This window comes from Helicobacter labetoulli, from assembly GCF_003670275.1.
In the GTDB taxonomy this organism is placed as follows: Bacteria; Campylobacterota; Campylobacteria; order Campylobacterales; family Helicobacteraceae; genus Helicobacter_C; species Helicobacter_C labetoulli.
Genome location: NZ_QXJF01000010.1, coordinates 22,897 through 25,765, shown reverse-complemented (window position 1 = coordinate 25,765; position 2,869 = coordinate 22,897). Strand labels below are relative to the sequence as shown.

Annotated in this window: 2 protein-coding genes; both read left to right on the top strand. The window is 42.1% G+C overall.

What is annotated here, in order from left to right; genetic code table 11:
- A partial coding sequence (locus EBF12_RS06295) for a glycosyltransferase family 2 protein (RefSeq protein ID WP_157979068.1) occupies positions 1-1,090 on the top strand: 1,090 nt, incomplete at its 5' end.
- Positions 1,091-1,133: 43 nt separating this feature from the next.
- Positions 1,134-2,711, top strand: coding sequence for a glycosyltransferase (locus tag EBF12_RS12200; RefSeq protein ID WP_121726901.1), 1,578 nt, complete (start codon positions 1,134-1,136; stop codon positions 2,709-2,711).
- The last annotated feature ends 158 nt before the right edge of the window (positions 2,712-2,869 follow it).

Here is a 2,869-nt window from a genome sequence, read left to right as displayed (position 1 = left end):
TGATGACTGCGGGAGTGATGATTCTATAAAAATAGCTCAAAGCTATGCGGATAGAGATAGCAGAATCCGCATAATCCATAATGAAAAAAATCTCGGCACTTTTGGCACACGCATTGAGGGAATAAAAGCAGCAGATGGAGCATACATAGCCTTTTTAGATGCTGATGATTATTTAAAACCAAATACCTGTGAAAAAATGCTTCAGCACATCACAAATTCCACTTTAGCCCCCACGCACAATACCCAATCTCTTACAGATTCAAACACTTTAGAATCTACCCCGGATATTATTCACTTTAAATCCCACTATACAGCCAATAAACAAACTAAGCCCCTAGCAAAGCTCACACATTATCTCCGCTATATTTTGCCTACGCGTTTTTGCAAAACTCCCCTGCACAATGAGCAAATCGCTTATAATTTTTTCCTAGATTCTAGGCAGTTTCCTAAATTTACCCTATGGGATAAATGCTACAAAACCTCTCTTGTCAAAAAAACACTGCCCTACCTTGAATCATTTACAAGCCAAAAACTTTTAATGGCAGAGGATATGCTCAAATTTTTTGTCATCAGTGCATTTGCTAAAAGCTATGTAAGCGTGGATTCTAGACTTTATGTGTATTGCCTAAATGATAATTCCATTACGCAAAACCCACAAGCCAAACTCAAAAAAATAAACGATATGTGCTATATCATCTCTGCTCTACGCCCCCTAAGCCACAGCCTAGAATCTATAAATCCGCTTATGCCACGCATAGCACAAACAATGAGCAAAGACCTCGCCGCACTCATTATCCTAGAATCACGACATACTCTATTACACGGGGGGGGGGATATAATAGAATCTTCGCAGAATCTTACATCTCAAGACTTGCACGATTCTTCACACTCTATTGCCAAAACCTTAGCTCCGCTTATACCCCTTGTGGAAGCCGGGCTTATCCCAACGCCAAAAATCCCAGCCTACACACGCAAAATCCGCTCACAATATCTGCTCTCCTGTATATTGTCATTGCAGTATTGGAATCGCTGCCTTACTTATATCCGCACACTGATTTACACCCTAAGCCTAGGCACAATCAAACTCTAAAATACTTTAATTTTTCTTTCTCTACCACTCTAAAGGCTTATCAATGTCTTTAGAGATAAAATGCTTCAAGCTCTCTAAGTTCCAACTGCTAGGCTCAAGTGATTGTAACAATCCTAGTGCGATAAGTAAAGAGCAGATTCTAGCGTGGGAAAAGCAAGGGATTATAGAGTATCTAGGAGAGACAAAAGATGTCCGCCCCTTTGTAGAATCCGCCTCCTGTGTGGTGCTGCCAAGCTCATATAAAGAGGGTGTGCCTAGAGTTTTGCTAGAGGCAATGAGTATGGGCAAAGCAATCATTGCCACAAATATTGCAGGGTGCAAGGAGTGTGTCGCCCCACCTTTCACACCCTATGAAAATCTCCTTATCGGGCAAAATGGTATCCTTATCCCACCCAAAGACACGCACGCTCTAAGCCTTGCGATGACTTTACTTGCCTCAAATACAGCCCCAAACCTAGCACAAATGGGAGCAAATGCTAGGGCTTTTGTCAAAGGGCGTTTTGATGTAGCGCGGATTGTTAGGTGCTATAAAAGAGCTGTGAGCTCCTGTATAGATTCAGCTTTACTAAAGAAACATCGGCTAATGCCGAACGCTTCGCTTGTTTTGGGTAGTCATTCCGCAGATTTTGGGGATTACCACACTTGGCAAAACAAAGCTCGCAATGAGAATAAAAACGCCGTTTTTCAAAAAGTAGATTCTAGTGGTGAAGCAATGGATTCTAAAGAAACTGCGCTTTGCGATGACTATGCCCCAAACGATTCTAAGAATTGCGGTGGGGCTGTGGTTGCTTTGACTAAATTTTGGGGTAGGAGTTACCTAGGCGGTAATGACTATTCCCAAAATTTAGTCAATCAATCGCATTGCCTACCCAAAGCTGAATCGCCTGTGCTAGCCTTTGTGAGTAATACTTGCTTTGGTATGTATAACTTCCGCCTCCAAGTCCTAAAATCCTTGCAAAAAAGCGGCTTTGCTATCCATATCATAGCTCCCTTTGATGCAAGCACACAAACCCTAAACCAAGAGGGCTTTACCACGCATAATATCCGCCTAGATTCTCGCTCACTCAATCCATTTAAAGACCTACGCACCACATATGCACTCTACAAGCTCTTAAGACGCATACGCCCAGCTCTTGTGTTTAACTACACCATAAAACCAGCTATTTACTCTTCAAGCGTGTGTAATGCCTTAAAAATCCCAAATATTGCCATCATCACAGGGCTTGGCTATGTGTTTATCAACGATAAGGGTGAAAAAAGTAGCCTTAAAAAGAGTATTTTACGCTTCATCGTGTGTCAAATGTATCGCTTTGCTCTTAAAGCCACGCAAGAAGTGTGGTTTTTAAACAATGATGACAAGCAAGAATTTTTAGCTCGTAGGCTCATTAGCACAAATCAAGCCTTTTTGCTTGATAGTGAGGGGGTGGATACGGAGTATTTCTGCCCTAAAAAGAGCGATGTCAAAGCACAGAAGCAAGAGACACAAGGGGAAATTGTCTTTTTGCTCGTGGCTAGAATGCTTTGGGATAAGGGCGTGGGCGAGTTTGTAGAAGCGGCAAAAATGGTGCAAGAATCTATGCAAAAGGCTAATAAGATAGAATCTAATGGGGGGGGGGCATAAACAATGCAGTGTCGCTAAAAATCCGCTTTAAGCTCTTAGGCTCAAGCGATTGTAACAATCCTAGTGCGATAAGTAAAGAGCAGATTCTAGCGTGGGAAAAGCAAGGGATTATAGAGTATCTAGGAGAGACAAAAGATGTCCGCCCCTTTGTAGAATCT